Source organism: Pseudomonas sp. NPDC087358 (assembly GCF_044900785.1).
Classification (GTDB): Bacteria; Pseudomonadota; Gammaproteobacteria; order Pseudomonadales; family Pseudomonadaceae; genus Aquipseudomonas.
The window spans coordinates 176,951-191,868 of sequence record NZ_JBJDOA010000008.1 but is presented as its reverse complement, the minus strand read 5'-3'; the positions used below and the strand labels follow the sequence as shown (position 1 = coordinate 191,868).

The 14,918-nt window shown below is 63.0% G+C and carries 13 protein-coding genes; 10 read left to right on the top strand and 3 right to left on the bottom strand.

Annotated elements, in window-relative coordinates:
• The first annotated feature begins 78 nt into the window (after positions 1-78).
• Positions 79-1,662, top strand: coding sequence for a phytoene desaturase family protein (locus ACI2KS_RS19695; RefSeq protein WP_404622666.1), 1,584 nt, complete (start codon positions 79-81; stop codon positions 1,660-1,662).
• A gap of 92 nt (positions 1,663-1,754) precedes the next feature.
• Here ACI2KS_RS19695 and ACI2KS_RS19690 read toward each other — a convergent pair whose 3' ends face one another.
• The gene (locus tag ACI2KS_RS19690; RefSeq protein ID WP_404622665.1) at positions 1,755-2,396 is read right to left on the bottom strand and encodes a TetR/AcrR family transcriptional regulator; all 642 of its coding nucleotides are present in this window, start codon (positions 2,394-2,396) and stop codon (positions 1,755-1,757) included.
• Between the two features lie 239 nt (positions 2,397-2,635).
• Here ACI2KS_RS19690 and ACI2KS_RS19685 point away from each other — a divergent pair, with 239 nt between their 5' ends.
• From ACI2KS_RS19685 to ACI2KS_RS19645, 9 genes are all read left to right on the top strand, one after another.
• Positions 2,636-3,913 (top strand): cytochrome P450, encoded by a 1,278-nt coding sequence (locus tag ACI2KS_RS19685; RefSeq protein ID WP_404622664.1) that lies wholly within the window; start codon positions 2,636-2,638, stop codon positions 3,911-3,913.
• A 57-nt stretch (positions 3,914-3,970) separates the two neighbouring features.
• Positions 3,971-5,002, top strand: a complete 1,032-nt coding sequence (locus tag ACI2KS_RS19680; RefSeq protein ID WP_404622663.1) for a hypothetical protein — start codon at positions 3,971-3,973, stop codon at positions 5,000-5,002.
• 84 nt (positions 5,003-5,086) lie between these two features.
• The gene (locus tag ACI2KS_RS19675; protein WP_133749142.1) at positions 5,087-5,878 is read left to right on the top strand and encodes an SDR family NAD(P)-dependent oxidoreductase; all 792 of its coding nucleotides are present in this window, start codon (positions 5,087-5,089) and stop codon (positions 5,876-5,878) included.
• Between the two features lie 48 nt (positions 5,879-5,926).
• A complete protein-coding gene (locus ACI2KS_RS19670; protein WP_404622662.1) occupies positions 5,927-7,189 on the top strand; it encodes an MFS transporter in 1,263 nt (420 codons plus the stop codon).
• A 19-nt stretch (positions 7,190-7,208) separates the two neighbouring features.
• A complete protein-coding gene (locus ACI2KS_RS19665) occupies positions 7,209-7,562 on the top strand; it encodes a nuclear transport factor 2 family protein (protein ID WP_404622661.1) in 354 nt (117 codons plus the stop codon).
• 215 nt (positions 7,563-7,777) lie between these two features.
• Positions 7,778-8,515: an AraC family transcriptional regulator gene (locus ACI2KS_RS19660; RefSeq protein WP_404622660.1), complete on the top strand. Its 738-nt coding sequence runs from the start codon at positions 7,778-7,780 to the stop codon at positions 8,513-8,515.
• 153 nt (positions 8,516-8,668) lie between these two features.
• A complete protein-coding gene (locus ACI2KS_RS19655) occupies positions 8,669-10,162 on the top strand; it encodes a TolC family protein (protein ID WP_404622659.1) in 1,494 nt (497 codons plus the stop codon).
• The gene (locus ACI2KS_RS19650) at positions 10,159-11,310 is read left to right on the top strand and encodes an HlyD family secretion protein (protein WP_404622658.1); all 1,152 of its coding nucleotides are present in this window, start codon (positions 10,159-10,161) and stop codon (positions 11,308-11,310) included. The genes ACI2KS_RS19655 and ACI2KS_RS19650 overlap by 4 nt, the downstream gene beginning before the upstream one ends.
• Positions 11,300-12,805, top strand: a complete 1,506-nt coding sequence (locus tag ACI2KS_RS19645; RefSeq protein ID WP_404622657.1) for a DHA2 family efflux MFS transporter permease subunit — start codon at positions 11,300-11,302, stop codon at positions 12,803-12,805. The genes ACI2KS_RS19650 and ACI2KS_RS19645 overlap by 11 nt, the downstream gene beginning before the upstream one ends.
• Positions 12,806-12,819: 14 nt before the next feature.
• Here ACI2KS_RS19645 and ACI2KS_RS19640 read toward each other — a convergent pair whose 3' ends face one another.
• Positions 12,820-13,674 (bottom strand): oxidoreductase, encoded by an 855-nt coding sequence (locus tag ACI2KS_RS19640; RefSeq protein ID WP_404622656.1) that lies wholly within the window; start codon positions 13,672-13,674, stop codon positions 12,820-12,822.
• A complete protein-coding gene (locus ACI2KS_RS19635) occupies positions 13,671-14,906 on the bottom strand; it encodes an NAD(P)/FAD-dependent oxidoreductase (protein WP_404622655.1) in 1,236 nt (411 codons plus the stop codon). The genes ACI2KS_RS19640 and ACI2KS_RS19635 overlap by 4 nt, the downstream gene beginning before the upstream one ends.
• Positions 14,907-14,918 lie beyond the last annotated feature (12 nt).

Below are 14,918 nucleotides of genomic sequence, written 5' to 3'. Positions count from 1 at the left end.
TGCCTTCAAGCCCGCGCATGGCTGGTCATGCTGCGGCGACGGCTTGCGGGCCACTGATGCAGCTGAAAAGGATTTGACATGAATACTGCGGCGCAGAAGTCCGAATACGATGTGGTGATTGTCGGCGGCGGCCATAACGGTCTATCCGCCGGTTGCTATCTGGCCGGTGAAGGCAAGTCGGTACTGGTCCTGGAGGCACTGGACAAGGTGGGCGGCATGGCGTCTTCGGGGTATCTGATCCCGGAGGCGCCCAACCACCTGGTGCACCCTTGTGCCGCCGACCTGTTGTCGTTGCGCGCGCATTCGGTGGTCGAGGAGTTGCAACTTGAGCGCCACGGCTTCAAACAGGTCGAATTGAAGCCTTCCTACGTCTATCTGCACCCGGACGGCACCTCACTGGTGTTCTGGCGCGATCCGCAGAAAACCGCCGACGAAATCCGCAAATTCTGCCCCGAGGACGCCGATGCCTACGTCAAGTTCGTCGAGGTGATCTTTGCCCTGCTCGACGTGGTGCACCCGATGATGCGCGTGGATCCGGCGCAGAAGAATCTGGGGGTCAAGTTCAAGGCCTTTCGCACCCTGCGCAGGCACAAGGCGCTCAAGCCTGACATCGTCGCGCTGGCCAGTGGTTCGGCTTACGCGGCAGCGGTGGAGCGTTTTGTCCATCCGGTGACGATTTCCGCATTGACCTGCCTGACCGGTGCTGCGGGGCCGGTCAAAGCCGATGGCAGCGGCCTGTATTTCGCGGTGCTGGGATTCTTGCACCGCTTTGGCATTGGCCGGCCGATCGGCGGCATGCAGACCATTCCCAACGCCATGCTCTCGCGTTTCAAGGAGCTGGGCGGAGAAGTGCGCACCCTGTCGCCGGTGACCGAGATCATTTCGGTCAAGGGCCGCACCACGGGCGTACGCCTGCAAAGCGGTGAAGTGATCAACGCCAGGGCGGTGATTGCCAGCTGTCACCCGAAAATGGCGCTGGACATGGTCACCGCAGGTGAACTGGAGCGCAAATGGCTGACCCGCATTGCCATGGCCCCGGCCAACGGTCATGGCGGCTCGCCGTTGAAGGTGGACATCGCCTTGAGCGGACAGATCAGCGTGCCCTTGCATCAGGCCAAACGTAGCGACGGCTTGAACCTGCGCGGCCCGGTGTTGCTGGTGGGCACCGCAGAAGCGGTGATCGAGAATTTCGAATCGGCAGCGCGCGGGGAAGTGCCGAAACTGCCGTGGATGTGGATCGCCACGCCCAGCGCCATCGACGCGTCACAGACCCCGGACGGGCAGGACATCGTTTACCTGTATCCACCGGCCATGCCGGTCAACCCGCGCGAGGGCTGGGAAGCCATACGCGAGCAGGCGGTGCGCCAGACCATCGAATTCGCCAGTCAATACGTGCCGGAGATCGCCAGCCTGGAAATCGGCCGGCGGGTCGAGACCGCGCCAGAGTTGGCCAAGCGGCTTAATGCCCATAACGGCTGCGTACTGCACATCGACACCTCGATCTTTCGTTCCAGCACCATGCGCCCGGCGGCGGGGCTGGGCGGCGACACATTGCCCATCGCCGGGTTGTTCTTCGGCGGTGCGGGGATTCACCCCGGCGGCGGCGTGACCGGCATGCCCGGCAAGATCGCGGCAGGGCGGGTCAAACGCTTTCTCGGTTGAAACCGTACCGGCGGTTGCCTAACCCGGGAGATCGCCGGCCAGTCCTCGGCCGGCTGCCCAGGCCATTCTGGCGCTGGCGGGCGCTTGCAGATTCAAGCGCCAGAGGCCGCGATACTGGCCAGGACGAAGTCTGCCGAATGCTGGCGCCAGACGCGCAGGCCTTGTTCGGAGTAAGTTTCAAGCCCGGTCAGCGCGGATGTCGAGTAGCGGTTGGTGAACCAGCCGGTGGTCACCAGCGCTGCCGTGGCCAACAACAGTCGGGCATCGACGTGCGGCTTGAACGCGCCGCTGGCAGCACCGCGCCGCAGGATGCCATCGAGCTTGTCGATCAGCCGGGGTGACAGCTCGAGGAAATGATTACGCGGGGTCTGGTGGGCATCGTGATAGCGAATGCCTTCCAGGGCCAGCGAGCCCATCAGCGGGTCGTTCTTGTACTGATCGAAGAAGTGATTGAGCACCCGGCGCAGGGCATCGGTGGGGCTCAACGCGTCCACTTGCAGGCCCACCAGTTCGGACATGATGGTGTCCGAGGCTTCGTCGAGCACCGCCACGAACAAGCCTTCCTTGGTGCCGTAATAATGGTGGATCAACTGCTTGGTGACCCCGGCCTCCTGGGCGATGTCGTCGATCCGCGCACCCGCCAGGCCATGCTCGGAGAATGCCTGTCGAGCAGCTGCCAGAATGCGTTTGAGGGTGTTGAGTTTGCCCGCCTCGGGTTGTTCGACGCTTTTCACCAGCTCTCTCCATTCACGGTTTTGGTCATGCGGTGACAGGCCCTTGCCACCCCCTGGACACACTGCCGTCGGTTGGCCCAACAAGCAATGCTCTGGCGCAGTTTATCGCCGTCAACGTTTCGTTTTACCTGACGTACAACGAATTGAACACGCGCCCGACGGCCTTGTGGATACCATTGATCCAGCGCTTCAGTGACTCGACAGTGCCCATAACAACGACAATAAAAAAGGTGTGAACCATGAGCAGCGACAGCACGGCCCTGAACCTTGAGTCCGCGTACTCGGCAGTCTCGGACATGTACAAGGGCGCTGACCTCGACATCCACGCGCTGTGTCGCGAGATGCGCCATCGCTCCCCGGTCCACGAAGGCGACTTCATCGCCCAGTTCGGTGTGCCGACCAACGCCGGGATGCAGGCGGGAACCCGTCCGACATTCGCCCTGTTCAAGTACCAGGACGTCATGGCGGTGCTGCGCGATGGCGCCAGCTTCACCAGCGGTTTCATCGCCGAAGGGCTGGGGGCGTTTTTCGACGGTTTGATCATTCTGGCCATGGACGGTGAGCAGCATCGCAAGGTGCGGGCGTTGCTGCAGCCGGCGTTCATGCCCGAAACCGTGAACAAATGGCGCGACAAGATCGACCGGGTGATCCGCCAGGACTTTCTCATTCCCTTAGTTGGTGACAAGCAGGCCGACCTGATGGACTTCGGCCTGAACTTCCCGATTCGCGAAATGTACGCCTTGATGGGTTTCCCCGAGGACGATCCGCAGACCTATCGCCAATATGCCGCCTGGGCGCTGGCGATGGTCGGCGGCAACCAGATCGATCCGGCCAAGGCCCCTGAGGCGCGGCGTCTGGCCGGCATCGCGGTAAAGGCGCTGTATGACGAGATCCTCAAGGTGGTCATCCAGCGTCGCGCCGACGGCAGCGGCGGCGATGACCTGATTGGCCGCCTGCTGCGTGCCGAGCATGAGGGACGCCAGCTTGACGACCATGAAGTCACCACCTTTGTCCGCTCGCTGTTGCCCGCCGCAGGCGAAACCACTTCCCGCACCTTCAGCTCGGTACTGACCTTGTTGTTGAGCACCCCGGGGCTGGTGGCGCGGGTGCGCGAAGACCGCACCCTGGTCGGCAAACTGATCGACGAAACGGTGCGCTATGAACCGGTGGCCACCTTCAAGGTGCGCGAGGCGGCGCGGGACGTGGAAATCGGTGGGGTGAGCATTCCCAAGGGTGCCTTCGTGCAGTGCATGGTGGTGTCGGCCAACCGTGATGAAGCGGCGTTCGAAAACCCGGACCAGTTCGACATCGACCGCAAGCCCAAGCCTTCCTTCGGCTTCGGTTTCGGACCGCATATGTGCATCGGCCAGTTCGTGGCCAAGGTCGAGCTCAACTGCGCGATCAACGCGATTCTCGACCTGTTTCCCAATGTCCGCTTCGACCCGTCCAGACCCCAGCCGGTGATTACCGGGGCGCAACTGCGTGGGGCCTCAAGCCTGCCGGTGATCTGGGACTGACCGCGCTGCGGGTCCGGGCACGCCATTCAAACAACAACAAGACAGAGACATGACGCCATGAAAACCTTCAAGACCATCCCTGAACGGGGCGATTTCGGCTTCCAGCAGCTGGTAGGCCCACACCAGGTGACGGGCCCGGCGCTGGCCGGTGAACGCGGCTTCTTTGGCCTGCAATTGAGCAAGAGTGCGCCCTTTGGTTCGGTGCGCGACGAAGACGGCAATATCTATTCATTCGTGCGTTCGATCATGGCGCCGACCGGCACGCCCAATCCCACCAAGTTCTTCTTCATGAGCACTTTGGTCGATGGCCAGCATTTGCGTATGGATCAGGCATGCATCGCCAGGCAAGCGCTGACCCCAAAGCCGGTGCAAGTACTCGATGGCGATACCGTGCGCTGGAGCAGCCAGCCGGGGGAACCTGGCAACGGCTGGGAGATCACCGCATCGAGCGAACGCATCACCTACCGGGAGGACGGGTTGTTCAACCTTGAAGGGCGTTTGCTGGCACCGGGTCTGCAGTGGTACCTGCCAGGGGTGGAGTGGGGCACCTTCTACGTGTCCCAGGTCTGGGATATCCATGGCGTGTGCAACGGCAAGCCGGTGAAAGGCGCCATGGCCCTGGATCAGTTCTACATGGCCGAGGGCGGCGCCATCCACTTCAAGAAAGATTTGGTGGTGAACAACAACAAGCATGTGATCTGGTGGACTTTCGCCACGGTCTACAAGGACGGCACCTGGGACACCGGCTCGTTCATGGTCGGACACGATCATCTGGGTTATGCGATTTTCGCCAACGAAAAGGGCGAGGTGCGGGTCACCAGCGACATCGAAGGCAGCACGGTGCACAAGGACGGCAGTTACTTCCTCGACTCGGCGCGCATCGTGCTCGACGGTCAGGAAGAGTGGGAGTTTCTGCCCGATCCCAAGGGCGAAATGATTGATTTCGTCGGCGGCTTCCCGGTCACTGCGCAACAGGAAGGCCGCTGGCGCCGGGTGGGCGACACCCGCGAGCCGGATCACTGGCTGGCCTGGGGCGAATCCGACCGCCGCAACGGCCCGTCGCGCAACGTCAAGGGCTCGGATATCTGAAACCGGTGATTGATCGTTAAGCCTTGAGCCTGCGGGCAATGCCCATTGCCCGCAGCACAACAACAATAACAATGAGGTGCGTGCATGAGGTTCAAAGACAAAGTGGTGCTGGTGACTGGCGCCGGGCGGGGCATGGGGCGGGCGATCGCGCTGGCCTTTGCCCGAGAAGGCGCGAAAGTGGTGGTCAGCGCACGTACTGAAAGCCGCGGGCAGGAAACCGTGGCGCTGATCGAAGCAGGCGGTGGCGCTGCCTGTCTGGTAGGGGGCGATGTCGCTGACCGGGCGGCGGTCAAAGGCATGGTCGAAGGCGGGGTTGAGGTGTTCGGTGGCCTCGACATTCTGGTGCATTGCGCGGCGGACACCAGCAGCGGGCTGATCGTCGAGATGGCCGACGAGACCTTTGATCACATTGTGCGCAGCAACGTGCAGGCGTTGTTCTGGCTGGCCAAGGACGCCACGCCGCATCTGGGCAAGTCCGCTGACAAGGGCCGGCTGATCTACATTTCGTCGGGCGAAGCCAATCGCAAATACACCCCGCGTCTGATTCCGTACAGCTCGACCAAGGCCTTCATGAATGCTTTTGCCCGAGGCCTTGCGGTAGAACTCGGCGCCCTGAACGTGCTCGTCAACGTGGTCGAGCCAGGCCTGATCGGCACCGATCACATGCACGAAACCCTCGGTCACGAGCTGCCGGATACACTCGCCGCGAACTTCCCGGTGCCCCGGGTCGGCAGGCCGGAAGAAATTGCCTCGGCCGTGATGTTCCTGGCGTCCAGTGAGGCGTCATATATCACCGGCACTTCGCTGTTGGTCGACGGCGGGGCAACCATGGTCGCGCTGCCGAAGATCGATGCCTCGCTGAAAAACGCCCATTAACTTTCGAGGCGTCGGGAAGCGGTTCAGGTCTGACGCCGGAGCACGAGCATGAACGTTTTACAGGATTCATTGGCGGGCCAAACGGTCACGGGCGAGTTTCACCGGGGCTGGCGCATCGTCGTGCTGGGCCTGGCAGGCGTATTGACCAGCACCAGCGCGGCATTGCTGTATGGCTTCGGCACCCTGGTGATTCCGTTGCAGGACGCCTTTGGCTGGAACCGTGGCGAACTGCAGACCTCGATCACCTTTCTGTTCGCTGGCGTCGCCATCGGCTCGCAACTGCTGGGCGGGCTGTATGCCCGTTACGGTTTGCGGCGGGTGGCCCTCGTCAGCCTGGTGCTGCAGGTGCTGTGTTATGCGTCGCTGACCTTGCTCGGCGGCAGCATCTACTGGCTATACCTGGCGTTCTTTCTCATGCCGCTGCTGGCCGTCGGCACCATCGCCATCACCTGGACGCAACTGGTGAGTCTGTGGTTCGAACGTAACCGGGGCGTGGCCTTGGCGATCATCCTCAGTGGCTCGGGCCTGGCCGCGATGGTCATGCCGCCGCTGTTGGCCTGGTCGATTGCGCACGGAGGCTGGCGCTGGGCCTTTCTGCTGCTGGCGGCCATGCCCTTGTTGCTTACATTACCCATGGCCGTGGCCTGGCTGAAGTTTCCGGCACAACGGTTGACCGCGGCGCAGGCCTCCACGACTGAGCCGGTGGTCGAGGGTATGACCTTTGCGCTGGCGATTCGCACACGGGTGTTCTGGGGCTGCAACCTGGCGTTGATTCTGTCGGTGTCGCTGATCGTCGGCATGGTGACCACCATCGTGCCATATCTTCAGGACAAGGGTGTGCCGAGCCTGACCGCCAGTCAGGTCTTCAGCAGCTTCGGCATTTCGATTATCGTCGGCCGCCTGCTGGTGGGGTATCTGCTGGATCGCTTCCCACCGCACCTGATTGCTGCGGCCAGCCTTTGTGTTCCCGCCGTGGGTTGTCTGTTGTTCATGTTCACCGGACCGCAGGCTATCGGGTTATTGGTGCTGGCGACGGTGTGCATCGGTTTCAGCGCCGGGGCCGAGTTCGACATCGCCGCATTTCTCATCGCTCGCTATTTCGGGCTACGGGACTACGCGCGCATCTTTGGCCTGCACCTGGGCCTGGTGACGGTCATTTCCGGTCTGGCACCGGCGATGTTCGGGCACTTGTTTACCCTGTTCGGCAACTACAACCCGGTGCTGTTCTATTGCCTGGGTTGTGCCGTCGTCGCACCGCTGGTGATGCTGACCCTCGGGTCTGCGCCGCTGTATCGCAAGGTCTCGCTCTGAGTCTCTTTGGAGGTTAATCATGAGTATTTCCGAGCAACAGAGCATCGAGCATTTCCTGCACGGGCAGGTGGCGTGCTGGAACGCAGGCGACAAGGAAGGCTTCTTCGCGCATTACCGACGGGTAGCCAGCAAGGGCTTGAGCATCGAATACGTCGGCCAGCCCGAACGGGATGCCTGGCAGGTGCTGGAAGGCATGTGGGCGCAGCAGCAATCGCGGATCCGCATCGAAGTGAAGCTGACGGTGGTCAACGGCACCGAGGCGGCGTGTCATCATCGCAATGCGTTCATCGGTGCCGAGGGCGGTATCGAAACCATCGAGCTTTATCGATTCGAGGACGGCTTGTTGTCAGTGCGCTATTTCATTGCCGGGTGAGTGGTTGTACGCCGAGCCGCTCGCGGGGCATGACTGTTGATGCCTTTGCAACCCAGTTTGAGGGCAGCGTCGCAAGCTGATTGCCGGTTCTGGAAGGCTTTGAAGGATTTATTGCCGAACGTCCGTTTTCAGGACGCCTTTTAGGCCAGTGCTGCCGATTGGGCGTCGTTAGACTGTTCGGCATCATGAGGGCATGATCGAGGGATGCGCAGTTCATGGAAGCTCTGGGGATGGATTACAGGCATGGCGAGTGGATCGGTCGCCATTGCCACGCCGAGGACCAGTTGATCTACGCCACCCAAGGGGTGATGCAGGTGCGCACCGAACGTGGCAACTGGATCATCCCGAGCGGGCATGCGCTGTGGGTGCCCGCTGGCGTGGGCCATGAAATCCGCATGAGCGGTGACGTGTGCATGCGTACGCTGTTGTTGCCCGCGCAGGAGCGGCCCTGTCAGGTCATCGAAGTGCCAGCCTTGCTGCGCGAACTGATTCTTGCGGCGCAGCGCCTGCTGATCCCGGATTCCACGCCATTGGCCGGGCATCTCCGCGCGCTGGTGCTGCACGAACTGGTCAATGCCAGGCGCGTCGTCTCGCACATTCCCATGCCGCGTCTGCCACGCTTGCTGCAATTGTGCGAGCGCTTTCTTGACGACCCGGCGCAGGACTTGTCGCTGGACGAGTGCGGCGTACGTCTGAACATGAGCGCACGTACGGTGGCGCGGCTGTTCCAGCGCGAACTGGGCATGACCTTCGCGGAATGGCGGACCCACGCCCGCATGATCCTCAGTCAACAACGCCTGACGGACGGTGCGCCCATCCTCCATGTGGCGCTCGAACATGGTTATCAGAGCGCCAGCGCGTTCGCCGCCGTGTTCAAGCGCGTGTTGGGCTATACGCCACGCGCCTGTCGTGCTGGCAGGCACGAGGTGCCCGGACCCGCAGCCGTGCACTGACCCCGCCCGCCCGCAGGGCCGTACCGGTCGCTTGCCGATCCCTCCCAGGCTGATCAGGTTGTCTTGATCACGCGCAAGGTTGTCCGGTTTCGAGCAGAACGGGCCCGATTTGCTCGCTAGTCTGGCTGTCCATTCTTCAGGCGCTTGCTCGCAATGCCCGAACCTCAACCTTGCTTGCGCCTGGCCTGTCTCCCAGTTGCTGTGACGCTGGCGCTGACCCTGTGCGGCTGTGCCACGCCAACCGCACCGGCGGCATCCCTCGGTACGGTGTCGGTCAATCCGATGCTGTCGCTGCCGGCGGGCGTCAGCCATCGACCACTGCCAGCCCGCTGGTGGCAACTGTATGAGGACCCGACATTGAATCACTGGGTTCAGCAAGCCTTGGCGCATAACCAGGACCTGGCCGCCGCCCAGGCCAACGTGCAGGCCATGCTCGCTGGCATCGGCGAATTCGAAGGCCAGCGCTGGCCGGCGACTTCGCTGGGCGTGGCGGCGGTGTACGGCAGGACCGCCGATGACCAGACGCTGGCCCAGGCACGCGGTCGGCAGGCGCCCGCGCAGTGGCAGTTCAATCCCGGCGCGGAGCTGACTTATCAGCTGGACGTTTGGGGTCAGGTGCGCAATGCGATAACGCGTGCACAGGTTCAGGCCGAGGCAGCCAGCGAAGCCTACGACCTGCTGCGCATCAACGTGGCCAGCCAGACCAGCCGGGCGTATGTCAAGCAATGCACGATGGGTGCGCGTATTGAGGTGACACGGCGCTCATTGCAAACCCTGGACCGAAGTGTGGCGTTGAGCGAGCGCCAGCGTCAGGCCGGGATTGCCACCGAGCTGGACAGTGCACGCTTGCGAAGCCTGCGTGAGCAGGTCAGTGCCGAATTGCCTCTGCTCGAAGCGCATCAGCGCATGGCGCAGTACGAACTGACGATGCTCAGCGGCCAGTCCGATGCGGCCTCGGACGCCGAAACCGCAGCCTGCAAGACCATCCCCGCGCTCAACAGGCCATTGCCCGGCGGTGACGGTTGGCACCTGCTGCAGCAACGCCCCGATGTGCGCCAGGCCGAGCGCGAACTGTCGGCGAGCCTTCTGGAGGTCGACATCGTCAAGGCTGACCTGTATCCCAAGGTCAGCTTCGGCGCGTCGCTGACCTCGTCCAGCCATCGGCTTAACGGGCTCGGTGACAGCCATGCAGTGATGTTTGGCATTGGCCCGTTGATCAGTTGGCAATTCCCCAATCTGCAAGCCAATCGTGCCCGGGTCGGCAAGGCTCAGGCGCTGGCAGAGAGCCAACAGGCAACCTTCCACAGCGTGGTGCTGGCCGCTTTGAAAGACGTGCGTCAGGCATTGGCGCTGTATGACGGCGAGCGGCAGCGCCAGCAGGCCTTGACCCTGGCCTTGCAGCAAAGCCAGCGCAGCTATGAATTGGCCGAAGATGGCCTGCGCGCCGGCAGCGTGGATGGCCTCGCACTGCTCGACAGCGAGCGCGATTTGATTGCCGTCCGCGCTCGCACAATCGATGCGCAAGGGCGCCTGGCCCTCAGCGAAATCAACCTGTTCAAAGCCTTGGGCGGCAGCTGGCAGAGCGACGCCCGACTGGGCGTGGCATCGCCTGCGGCCCTCATTCACGCTGCCGGAAACCCGCCATGAACATTGCTGTGGAAAAAGAGCCTGTTGTCGGCCCGGGCACTGCGCCGCACGCCGATCTCCGCCTGAGCCGCCAGCGCTGGTGGATGCTGGGCGGCGCTGGCCTGGCCGGTTTGGGCATCGTGGCGTGGGGGTTTTATTGGTTCGTCAGTGGGCAGTACTTGCAGACCACCGACGATGCTTATGTACGCGCCGACTGGGTGGCGGTCAGTGCGCGTGTTAGCGGCTATGTCGCGCAGGTAGAGGTGACGGATGATCAGCCGGTCAAGGCGGGCGATGTACTGGTGCGCCTGGAAAGCCGTGATTACCAGGCAATCTACGAGCAGGCCCAGGCCGTGGTCGCCGAGGCCGAGGGTGCGCTGCTGGCCGCGCAAGCCCGGCAGCAAGTGGCCGCCGAGCGTGTCGAGCAACAGCGCGAGGCCATCGCCCAGGCCCGGGCTGCGGTACAAAGTGCGACTGCCGAAGACCGGCGCAGCCAGCTGGACATGCAACGCTACCGGGGTCTGGTAAGGGACAATGCCGCCACGCAACAGCACCTGGAAACCGCCGATGCCGGAGCGCAGCAGGCACACGCGGCGCTTCAAGGCACCCAAGCGCGACTGCGCGAGCAACAAGCGTTGCTGGCAGTGACGCAAGCGCAGGCCCGATTGGCGGACGTACAGATCAATGCACGGGCGGCTGCTCAGGCCAGTGTGTTGGCCCGGCGCACGCTGGCTGAGCAGAATCGGCAGGACACGGTGATTCGTGCGCCGATCGGTGGGGTGGTCGGACAGCGGCAGGTGCGCAGTGGTCAATACGTGGTCCCCGGCCAGCCGCTGCTGGCGGTAGTTCCGGTGCACCAGACCTATGTGGTGGCCAACTACAAGGAAACCCAGTTGACGCACATGCAGCCGGGTCAGCCCGCGATCATTCACGTCGACAGTTTCCCTGACCTGCCACTGCGTGGCCACGTGGCCAGTTTTTCCCCGGGCTCAGGCAATGTGTTTGCCTTGCTGCCTTCGGACAACGCCACTGGCAACTTCACCAAGATCGTCCAGCGCTTTGCCGTACGGATTGTCCTGGATGAGCCGCAGGCGATTCAGGTCTTGCCGGGCATGTCCGTGACCACCACGGTCGATACCCGCCGGGAGGCAGGCGCCGATGAGCAGTGAGTTCGCCGTCTCCAAGCGTGCCTGGGTTGCGGTGATTGGCGGCCTGTTCGGCTGTTTCATGGCCGGCATGAACGTGCACGTCACCAGTGCAGCGCTCCCGGAAATCGAAGGCTCGCTAGGCGCGACATTCGAGGAAGGTTCGTGGATATCCACCGCCTATTTGGTGGCCGAAATCGTGATGATCCCGCTGACAGCCTGGCTGGTAGAAGTGTTTTCCATGCGGCGCGTGATGTGGCTTGGCTCGTTCATCTTTCTGCTGGCATCAGTCGGCTGCTCCTGGGCGCCGAACCTGCAGGCGATGATCGTTATCCGGGTGATCCAGGGGGCCGCCGGGGCGGTGCTCATCCCACTGTCTTTCCAGTTGATCATTACCGAGTTGCCGCCCGCGAAAATGGCGTTAGGCATGGCCCTGTTCAGCCTGGCCAACAGTGTCGCGCAAGCGGCGGGGCCCTCGATTGGCGGCTGGCTGACCGACACCTATTCCTGGCGCTGGATCTTTTACCTGCAGCTGATTCCGGGGGTCGCGCTGCTCATGGCCATCGCCTGGTCCATCGACGCCAAGCCGATGAAGCTCGAACTGTTGCGACGCGCGGACTGGTTCGGTATCAGCGCCATGGTCATCGGCCTGGGCAGTTTGCAGATCGTCCTCGAAGAGGGCGGACGCAAGGACTGGTTCGGCTCCAGCTATATCCTCGGTATGTCGATCATCGCAGGCTTCGCGCTGAGCGGATTCGTGCTGGCGCAGCTGTATGGCTCGCGTGCCTTTATCAACCTGCGACTGTTGCGGCGCTACAACTTTGGCGTTGCCAGTGTGGCCATGTTCACCTTCGGCGCCGCCACTTATGGGCTGGTGTTTCTAGTGCCCAATTATCTGTCGTTCCTGCAGCACTACAACGCGGGTGAAATCGGCATCACGCTGATCGCCTACGGCATGGTGCAGCTGCTGTTGGCACCCCTGATGCCGGGCCTGATGCGCTGGATCAGCCCCAGGATAATGGTGGCCAGCGGTTTCGCAATCATGGCCCTGGGCTGCTGGCTGGGCGCGCACCTGAACGCTGACAGCGCGGCCAACGTCATCATTCCCTCCACGGTGGTGCGTGGTATGGGGCAGCCCTTGATCATGGTGGCGTTGTCCGTTCTGGCCGTCGCCGGTCTGGAAAAAAGCGAGGCGGGGGCCGCTTCGGCGTTGTTCTCCATGCTGCGTAATCTGGGCGGGGCTGTCGGTACCGCTGCTTTGACCCAGATCGTCGCGATGCGCGAGCGCTTCCATTCCGAGCGGCTGAGCGAGCATGTCAACGTATTTTCCCCTGGCCTACAGGAGCGCCTGGGCCACGTGGTGCATACCTGGCTGCCCGCCCAGCAGCAGGCGCTTGGAGCGCTGGCCATGACCATCAGGCGCGAAGCGTATCTGTTGGCCTACAGCGATGCGTTTTACCTGGCATGTCTGGCATTGGCCGGATGTGCGCTGGCGACCGCGATGATGCGCCAGCGTTGATCGCATTGCCGGACTCAGTTCTCTGTGCCGGTGATCCAGTCGCCGTCGGTTGAGCAGGAGAGTGTCTGCCAGCGTTCGATTTCGCTGTTCATGCGTGTCAGCTTGGCGCTGACCTGGGTGTAGGCGTCGCTGCCGGCCAGAAAGCGCAAAGGCGGCGCTTCGCAGTTGGCCAGCGACACCAGGGCCTGGCCCAGTTTTGCCGGGTCGCCTGCTTGCTGGTGATTGCCGGCTGCGCAGGAGGCCTGCAGTTTGTCCACCAGTGCCGAATAGTCGGCGATCTGCGCATTGCCGAACGCCAGCGAGCTGCCGTCGAGAAAGTCGGTGCGCAACACTCCGGGTTCGACCAGCGTGACCCGAATACCGTAACTGGCGACTTCCTGGGCCAGCGCTTCACTGAAGCCTTCAACCGCGAACTTCGAGGCGCTGTATAAGGAAGCGCCACCCATGCCGATCAACCCGCCCACCGAGGACAGGTTGAACACATGACCCCGGCGCTGGGTACGCATCAGCGGGAGCACCGCCCGGCACAGGTTGAACACGCCAAAGACGTTGGTCTGAAACTGCCGTTCGACGTCGGCCTGCGTGTTGGTTTCGAACGGGCCGAGCTGACCGTAGCCGGCGTTGTTGACCAGCACGTCAATCGCGCCGAAGTGGTTCAGGGCCGCGTCCACCGCCGCACAGGCCTGGGCCTGATCGGTGACGTCCAGCGCCTGTTTGAGCACCCGGTCCGCGTCGTCGTTAAACAGGTCGTCCAGGGCGCGCAGGTTGCGCGCGGTGACCACGACCCGATCGCCCGCCGACAACGCAGCCTGGGCGATGTGCGCGCCTAATCCCCTTGAGGCCCCGGTTATCATCCAGATTTTATTCATGGTCGATTGGCTGCCTCCCATGCTTTGAGTTCGAATCCCGGTTCTGCCGCTTGCGCCGCCGTCAGTTGGGGGGCTCGAGCCAGGATCTTGCGCGCCGCCATGTGATCGCCCGGCCGATTGCAGGACTCCACGGCGATCAGTTGATCATCGCGAAAACACAGTACCGACAGCTGCGAGTCGTCCTGTGATCCCAGGGTTACCGTGCTGTCATAACCGTTGGACAGACCGGCGATTTGCAGTTTGAGCCGACCCTGATCGGTCCAGAACCAGGGCAGCGCTTCATAGGCCGCAGGTTTGCCCATCAGGCGCGCGGCAATGCTGCGCGCCTGGTCGACGGCGTTCTGCACCGACTCCAGTCGAATCGGCTGCTGATCGTTGTGCAGGCAGGGGAAGCAGGCGACATCGCCGAGGGCGGAAATCTGTGGGTCGCTGGTCAGCAGATGCGCATCGACCTTGATCCCGTTTTCGATATCCAGCCCCGCTTCACTGGCCAGCAGCACGTTGGGAATGACCCCGATGCCGAAGACCACCAGGTCGGCGGGCAGCTTGCGCCCATCGCTGGTGTGCACCGCACAGACCTTGCCATTGTCGCCTTCGATGCTCGACAGCCCCTCACGGAAATCGAAGCGCACGCCCCAGCTCTCATGGGCGGCGCGAAACACCTCGGACATTTCCCGGGATACCGCACGGGCCATGGGTCGGTCAGCCAGCTCCAGCACATGAACCGTGGCGCCCAGCGCTGCCGCCACGGCGGCGAACTCCAGGCCGATGAAACCGGCACCGATCACCACCACGTTGCGTGCCTGATGGGCCAACGGGGAGAGGGTGTCGGCATGCAGTTTGGTCTTGATCCCGAACACACCCTGCAGGTCGGCGCCGGGCACGGGCAATGGCCGGTTATGCGCGCCGGTGGCCAACACCAGATGGTCGTAGCTCAGCGCGTTGCCCGAAGCCAGGAGCACCCGGCGATTGAGGCGGTCGATGGCGCTGGCCTGATCGTGGATCAGCTCGATGTTCTGGGTGGCGAAGAAATCGGCGGGGCGGAACAGCAGGGCGGTTTCGCTGATCTTGCCCAGCAGGTAGGCCTTGGACAGGGGGGGACGCTGATACGGCAGTCCGGGTTCGTCGCCGACCAGGCTGATGCGCCCGGTGTAGCCTTCCTGACGCAACGAGGCGGCCACCTGATAACCGGCCTGGCCCGCACCGACAATCACAATCGAGGCAAGTGACATGACAACTCCTTG

Bases quoted from the DNA above. Each gene is read 5' to 3' on its own strand.
- ACI2KS_RS19640 (WP_404622656.1), bottom strand. From the start codon at position 13,674: ATGAATAAAATCTGGATGATAACCGGGGCCTCAAGGGGATTAGGCGCG.
- ACI2KS_RS19665 (WP_404622661.1), top strand. From the start codon at position 7,209: ATGAGTATTTCCGAGCAACAGAGCATCGAGCATTTCCTGCACGGGCAG.
- ACI2KS_RS19680 (WP_404622663.1), top strand. From the start codon at position 3,971: ATGAAAACCTTCAAGACCATCCCTGAACGGGGCGATTTCGGCTTCCAG.
- ACI2KS_RS19660 (WP_404622660.1), top strand. From the start codon at position 7,778: ATGGAAGCTCTGGGGATGGATTACAGGCATGGCGAGTGGATCGGTCGC.
- ACI2KS_RS19675 (WP_133749142.1), top strand. From the start codon at position 5,087: ATGAGGTTCAAAGACAAAGTGGTGCTGGTGACTGGCGCCGGGCGGGGC.
- ACI2KS_RS19670 (WP_404622662.1), top strand. From the start codon at position 5,927: ATGAACGTTTTACAGGATTCATTGGCGGGCCAAACGGTCACGGGCGAG.
- ACI2KS_RS19685 (WP_404622664.1), top strand. From the start codon at position 2,636: ATGAGCAGCGACAGCACGGCCCTGAACCTTGAGTCCGCGTACTCGGCA.
- ACI2KS_RS19635 (WP_404622655.1), bottom strand. From the start codon at position 14,906: ATGTCACTTGCCTCGATTGTGATTGTCGGTGCGGGCCAGGCCGGTTAT.
- ACI2KS_RS19650 (WP_404622658.1), top strand. From the start codon at position 10,159: ATGAACATTGCTGTGGAAAAAGAGCCTGTTGTCGGCCCGGGCACTGCG.
- ACI2KS_RS19655 (WP_404622659.1), top strand. From the start codon at position 8,669: ATGCCCGAACCTCAACCTTGCTTGCGCCTGGCCTGTCTCCCAGTTGCT.
- ACI2KS_RS19695 (WP_404622666.1), top strand. From the start codon at position 79: ATGAATACTGCGGCGCAGAAGTCCGAATACGATGTGGTGATTGTCGGC.
- ACI2KS_RS19645 (WP_404622657.1), top strand. From the start codon at position 11,300: ATGAGCAGTGAGTTCGCCGTCTCCAAGCGTGCCTGGGTTGCGGTGATT.